Here is a 5,977-nt window from a genome sequence, read left to right on the forward strand (position 1 = left end):
CCGCCACCACGGAAGCCGCCGCCGCCGCCGAAGCCGCCGCCGCCGCCGAAGCGGTCACCGCCGCCGCCGTAGCCGCCGCCGGAGCGTTCGCCGCCGAAGCCGCCCCCGAAATTGTCGTCACCAAACGAATCGCGCTTGTCTCTGCCGCGCCCGCCGCGATCCCCACGGCGCCCTTTATCGAAACTCATATGTCTGAATAGTCTTCCCGGCGCCGCATCCCCTGTCCTATGAACCGCCGCGCTGGGCCGACGCGCGCAACAGCCCCTGGCGCCAAACCCACGGCGCCGACCAAACCCTGTAGAGCAAAAAGTGGCGTCAAGATAGGGGGTTCGCCACAGTTTTGACTCTTTTGCTCACACCGCCGTCCACAGCCGTCCGTGCCGGGATTTCCGCGGCCTTTCAGTGCTTGTGCTTCACGAACGGGTGGAGCGCCGCAACGATGACCGCGCCGAGCAGGAGGCCGACGAGGCCGGCGCCGGCGGTGGTCACCAGCCACTCGACGAATCCGCCCATCGCCGAAGCCGCATGGTCGGCGGCGACGGCGACGTCGTGGATGACATGCTCGGGCTGGTCGATGCCGAACTCGGCGAGCCCGTGGACGATGATGCTGCCGCCGACCCAGATCATCGCGGCGATGCCGATCACCGACAAGGCGGAGAGCAGCTTGGGCATCAGATGGACGAGGCCGCGCCCCAGCGCCCGGCTCCCGGCATTGGCGCGTTCGGACAGGTGCAGGCCGACATCGTCCATCTTCACGAGCAAGCCGACCACGCCATAGACTCCGGCGGTGATCGCCAGCGCGACGACGAAAAGGATCGCGGCGCGCGCCAGCAAGGGCTCGGTGGCGACCTCGTTGAGGGCGATCGCCATGATCTCGGCGGAGAGGATGAAGTCGGTGCGCACCGCGCCCGACACCATCTTCTTCTCATGGTCGGCGCTGTTGAGCTCCTCCGCTTTCTCGGCGAGGCTCTCCTTCTTGTGCGCCACCGCTTCCCACACCTTCTCGGCGCCTTCGAAGCACAGATAGGCGGCGCCGAGCATCAGCAACGGCGTGATTGCCCAGGGCAGCAGCCAGCTCAGCAGCAAGGCCACCGGCAGGATGATCACGATCTTGTTGAACAGAGAGCCCTTGGCGATGCGCCAGATGATCGGGAGCTCGCGGTCCGGGGTGAATCCGGTGACATAGCGCGGCGTGACCGCGGCATCGTCGACCACCACGCCCGCCGCCTTGAAGCCGGCGCGGCCGGCGGCGGCGCCGACATCGTCGACCGACGCGGCTGCCAACTTGGCAATGACGGCAACGTCGTCCAGCAGCGCGGCAAGACCACCAGGCATTCTTCGCTCCCCTATTTTGTGCCTGCTCCTGTGCAGGGACGCCGCGCGGCGATCAAGCCCGCGGTCATTGAGCCTTCGGCCGGTTCCGCCTAAGCCGGGAGCCATGACCGTATATTTTCACGAGGAAGACCTGCCGGAAGGCGTGCTCGCGGCCGGCCCGGTCGCCGTCGATACCGAGACGATGGGCCTTCAGCTGGGCCGCGACCGTCTCTGCGTCGTGCAGATCTCCGATGGCCGCGGCGACGAGCATCTCGTCCGCTTCGGCGCGGGAAGCAGCTATGCCGCGCCCAATTTGAAGGCGGTGCTCGCCGATCCGCAGCGGCTGAAACTCTATCACTTCGCCCGCTTCGACCTTGCTTCGATCCGCGCCTATCTCGGCGTAATGGCGGCGCCGGTCTATTGCACGAAGACCGCGTCGCGCCTGATCCGCACCTATACCGACCGGCACGGCCTCAAGGACCTTGTCCGCGAGCTTCTCGGACACGAGATCTCCAAACAGCAGCAGTCGTCGGATTGGGGCGCGCCGACGCTTTCCGACGCGCAGATGGAATATGCCGCGACCGACGTGCGTTATCTCCACGCCATGAAGGAGATACTCGACGAGCGGCTCGCCCGCGAAGGCAGGACCCAGCTGGCGCAGGCCTGCTTCGACTTCCTGCCGCACCGGGCGCTGCTCGATCTCGCCGGCTGGGCCGACGAGGATATTTTCGCCCACGTCTGATCGCGGGCTGTTGAGAAGGTTTGAATGTCCGAGCTTGCCGAACAGGATCGCAGAACCAAGCGCCGCTGGGCGCGGCCGGGCTCATCGCACGACCGCCTCATCCGGCTGGTCAAGTTCGGCCTGCCGCTGCTCATCGGCCTGATCCTCGCCTTCCTCGCGCTGATGCCGCTCGAGGAGCGCAAGGAGGTCAGCTTCCTCCTCGACAAGAACAAGGTCGAGAAGGCCACTGAGCGGCTGAAGATCGAGAACGCCCAATATCGCGGGCAGGACGAGGCGGGCCGGCCGTTCACCCTGGACGCCCATTATGCGGTCCAGGCGAGCTCGGCGGTGCCGGTGCTCGAGGTCCAGGGCATGCAGGCACAGCTGCAGCTTGATGAGGGGCCCGCTTCGCTGGTCGCCGACCGCGCCCGCTACAATATGAACGACGCCCGGGTCGGCGTCTTGGGGCCGCTCCAGTTCCGCGCCGCCGACGGCTACCAGCTCGACACGAGCAACGTGATGATCGACCTGCGCGACCGCTCGCTGCAGAGCCGCGGCGCGGTCAATGGCCGAATCCCGCTCGGCACGTTCACCGCGCAGCGGATGGCGGTCGACCTTCCCGAGCGCAGGGTCGTGCTCGACGGCCGCGCCCGCTTGCATATCGTCCAGGGGGGTCTCAATAGACAGCCATGACGCGCCGTCTCCTCACTCTCGCCGGGCTCGGTCTCGGCATCGCCGCGGGCGGCATCGCGCTTGCGCCCGCGTTCGCGCAGGTGCCCGGCTCGGCGCTCCAGAATCATGACACCAATGCCCCGGTCGACGTCGCCGCCGACCGCATTGAGGTCCAGGACCGGCTCGACCGCGCCGTCTTCTCCGGCAATGTCGACGTCCGCCAGGGCCGGCTTCAGCTCAATTCCGAGCGCATCACCGTGGCCTATTCGAGCCAGGGCGGAATCGACATCGACCGAATCGACGCGACCGGCGGAGTCAGGCTGACCAGCCCGTCGGAGACCGCGCGCAGCGAGACCGCCATCTACGACCTCAACGAGCGCATCGTGACGATGCTCGGCAACGTCGTCCTCAACCAGGGCCAGAACATTGTCCGCGGCGGCCGCCTGGTGCTCGATCTCGACACCGGCCGGGCGGTGATGGACGGCGGCGTGCCGGGCTCGCGCGGCACGTCGAGCACGCCGAACGGCCGTGTCACCGGCCGCTTCACCGTCCCGCGGGGCCGCGGCGGCTGACGCCGTTCCAATCTGGATCAACGGATTTTCCGCCCCGCCCGGCCCGCGCGGGTTGAGGCGGCGGGCACCATGGCCTAAGTCGCTGGTTCTCGGGGGCATGGGCTTTCAATGAACGAGACGATCGCGATCAACCGTCACGACGACGCGGCTGACGCTGCCGAAGCGGCGGCGGCGACGCGCGGCCTGTCGGTCGTCTCGATCGCCAAGTCCTACGACAAGAAAGTCGTGCTTTCCGACGTCTCGCTCCATGTCGAGCGCGGCGAGGTGCTCGGCCTGCTCGGCCCCAACGGCGCCGGCAAGACCACCTGCTTCTATTCGATCATGGGCCTGGTGAAGCCGGACAGCGGCCGCATCATGCTTGACGGCCAGGACATTACCGGCCTGCCGATGTACCGCCGCGCCATTCTCGGCCTGGGCTATCTGCCGCAGGAAACCTCGATCTTCCGCGGCCTCACCGTCGCCCAGAACATCATGGCGGTGCTCGAGATCGCCGAGCCCGACCGCAAGGCGCGGCGCGAGAGGCTGGAGCAGCTCCTTTCAGAGTTCCATATCGAGCGGCTGCGCGACGCGCCGGCGACGGCGCTGTCGGGCGGCGAGCGGCGCCGCTGCGAGATCGCCCGCGCGCTCGCCGCAAACCCTTCCATCATGCTCCTCGACGAGCCGTTCGCCGGCATCGACCCGATTTCGATCGGCGACATCCGCGATCTCATCAAGGACCTGAAGCAGCGCGACATCGGCGTGCTGATCACCGACCACAATGTCCGCGAGACGCTCGACATCGTCGATCGCGCCTGCATCATCTATGGCGGCCAGGTGCTGTTCGCAGGCAGCCCCGAGGACCTCGTCCTCGACGAGAATGTCCGCCGCCTCTATCTCGGCGAAAGCTTCGCGCTCTAACGCATTTCCGTCATCGTTTCGCTGCTGAACCGAGCAGAATCGACGAAAATTCTCCGCGGGCACGATTCGTGCTTGTATGGGAATGACATCGGTAACCATTGGTGGAATAAGAGGCGGGCATGAGCCTCGCGCCTCGCCTCGACCTGCGCCAGAGCCAGCAGCTGGTCATGACGCCGCAGCTTCAGCAGGCGATCAAGCTGCTGACTCTGTCCAACCTCGAGATCGAGACGTTCATCGCCGAGGAATTGGAGCGCAACCCGCTGCTCGACACCGGCGGCGGCGAGGATGGGCCGATCCAGATCGAGCTCACCGACCCGGCCGCGGACGGCTCCGCCGACCGCGCCGAGCCGGAGGGCCTCGACGAGATCGTCCGGCCCGACGCGCCGCTCGCCGAGACCGCGCTCGACATCGATCCGAACAGCGACGATTTCGCCCAGGACAGCGCCGCCGACCGCATCGGCGGGCTCGACGGCGGCCTCGGCCTGACCGGCGCCTCCACTGGCGCGGGCGGGGGCGAGGACGGCCCGGATTTCGACAGCTTCGAAGGCGCCGGCCGAAGCCTTCACGAGCATCTGATGGCCCAGGCCGGCGAGTTGCTTTCCGGCGCCGACCTGCTCGTCGCCGAGCGGATCGTCGATCAGATCGACGAGACCGGCTATTTCATCGGCTCGCTCGTCGACCTAGCGCAAAAGCTCGGAATTCCGCTCGCCGATGCCGAGCGCGTGCTCGCCGTCATCCACACTCTGGACCCGGCTGGCGTCGGCGCCCGCAGCCTCGCCGAATGCCTTGCTCTCCAGGCCCGCGACGCCGACCGCTACGATCCCGCGATGGCTCGGCTGATCGCCAATCTCGACTATCTCGCCAAGGGCAATTTCTCCGCTCTGAAGCGCATCTGCGGAGTCGACGACGAGGACCTCGCCGACATGATCCGCGAGCTTCGCGCCTACGATCCCAAGCCCGGCTGCCGCTTCGAGCGCGAGGACCGGGTCGACGCGGTGGTGCCCGACATCATCATCGCCCGGCGCGGCGCCGGCTGGGCGATCGAGCTCAACAGCGCCACGCTTCCGCGCCTGCTCGTCAACCGCACCTATTATGCCGAGCTGTCGACCGGCGCCCAAGACAAGAAGTCGAAGGCTTGGCTCGCCGAATGCCTCGCCGACGCCAACTGGCTGATGAAGGCATTGGACCAGCGCGCGCGCACCATCATCAAGGTCGCGACCGAGCTGGTGAAGCAGCAGGACGGCTTCTTCCGCCACGGCGTCTCGCACCTCAAGCCGCTCACCCTGCGCACCGTCGCCGAGCAGATCGGAATGCACGAGTCGACGGTGAGCCGCGTCACCTCGAACAAGTACCTGACCTGCGACCGCGGCCTGTTCGAGCTCAAATATTTCTTCACCTCGGGCATCCAGTCGGCCGACGGCGGCGACGCGGTCTCGGCCGAAGCGGTGAAGAGCCGGATCAAGGCGCTGATCGCCGCCGAGGACCCGCACAAGATCCTGTCCGACGACACGCTGGTGGACATGCTCAAGGGCGAAGGCTTCGACATCGCCCGCCGCACCGTCGCCAAGTATCGCGAGGCGATGGGCATCGGCTCCTCGGTCCAGCGCCGCCGCCAGAAGGCGATCGGGGCGCGGGCGGCCTGACGGTCGCCCCTCCCCTTCAGGGGAGGGGATCAAGGGGTGGGGAGCGCTGAGGCGGCTCGATGCCGCCGAAGCGCTTTCGAGGCCGCGAGGGGGAGTTCCCTGGCGCGCAGACGCGCGCACCCACCCCCGTCCCCTCCCCTGAAGGGGGGGGGCGAGGA

General features: G+C 67.5%; 6 protein-coding genes and 1 pseudogene. 5 read left to right on the forward strand and 2 right to left on the reverse strand.

What is annotated here, in order from left to right; all coding sequences use genetic code 11:
* Positions 1-188, reverse strand: a pseudogene (locus G7B71_RS15815) (cold-shock protein); the annotation flags it as partial.
* Between the two features lie 211 nt (positions 189-399).
* On the reverse strand, positions 400-1,335 hold the full coding sequence (locus tag G7B71_RS15315; RefSeq protein WP_166042511.1) for a DUF808 domain-containing protein: 936 nt from the start codon (positions 1,333-1,335) through the stop codon (positions 400-402).
* Positions 1,336-1,438: 103 nt separating this feature from the next.
* Here G7B71_RS15315 and G7B71_RS15320 point away from each other — a divergent pair, with 103 nt between their 5' ends.
* The 5 genes from G7B71_RS15320 (at position 1,439) to rpoN (ending at position 5,819) form a co-directional block, all read left to right on the forward strand.
* Complete coding sequence (locus G7B71_RS15320) at positions 1,439-2,056, forward strand: ribonuclease D (RefSeq protein WP_166042513.1); 618 nt, start codon at positions 1,439-1,441, stop codon at positions 2,054-2,056.
* Positions 2,057-2,080: 24 nt separating this feature from the next.
* Entirely contained in the window at positions 2,081-2,728 is a 648-nt protein-coding gene (lptC, locus tag G7B71_RS15325; protein ID WP_166042515.1) for an LPS export ABC transporter periplasmic protein LptC, read from the forward strand.
* Complete coding sequence (locus tag G7B71_RS15330; RefSeq protein ID WP_166042517.1) at positions 2,725-3,279, forward strand: LptA/OstA family protein; 555 nt, start codon at positions 2,725-2,727, stop codon at positions 3,277-3,279. Before lptC ends, G7B71_RS15330 begins: the two co-directional genes overlap by 4 nt.
* A 108-nt stretch (positions 3,280-3,387) precedes the next feature.
* A complete protein-coding gene (lptB, locus tag G7B71_RS15335; protein ID WP_166042519.1) occupies positions 3,388-4,176 on the forward strand; it encodes an LPS export ABC transporter ATP-binding protein in 789 nt (262 codons plus the stop codon).
* Between the two features lie 119 nt (positions 4,177-4,295).
* A complete protein-coding gene (gene rpoN, locus G7B71_RS15340; protein ID WP_166042521.1) occupies positions 4,296-5,819 on the forward strand; it encodes an RNA polymerase factor sigma-54 in 1,524 nt (507 codons plus the stop codon).
* The last annotated feature ends 158 nt before the right edge of the window (positions 5,820-5,977 follow it).

The sequence above is a fragment of the Sphingosinicella sp. YJ22 genome (assembly GCF_011320075.1).
GTDB lineage: Bacteria > Pseudomonadota > Alphaproteobacteria > Sphingomonadales > Sphingomonadaceae > Allosphingosinicella.

What these genes read in the sequence shown, in the direction of transcription:
- G7B71_RS15315 (WP_166042511.1), bottom strand. Translation starts at nt 1,335, where the DNA reads ATGCCTGGTGGTCTTGCCGCGCTGCTGGACGACGTTGCCGTCATTGCC.
- G7B71_RS15320 (WP_166042513.1), top strand. Translation starts at nt 1,439, where the DNA reads ATGACCGTATATTTTCACGAGGAAGACCTGCCGGAAGGCGTGCTCGCG.
- lptC (WP_166042515.1), top strand. Translation starts at nt 2,081, where the DNA reads ATGTCCGAGCTTGCCGAACAGGATCGCAGAACCAAGCGCCGCTGGGCG.
- G7B71_RS15330 (WP_166042517.1), top strand. Translation starts at nt 2,725, where the DNA reads ATGACGCGCCGTCTCCTCACTCTCGCCGGGCTCGGTCTCGGCATCGCC.
- lptB (WP_166042519.1), top strand. Translation starts at nt 3,388, where the DNA reads ATGAACGAGACGATCGCGATCAACCGTCACGACGACGCGGCTGACGCT.
- rpoN (WP_166042521.1), top strand. Translation starts at nt 4,296, where the DNA reads ATGAGCCTCGCGCCTCGCCTCGACCTGCGCCAGAGCCAGCAGCTGGTC.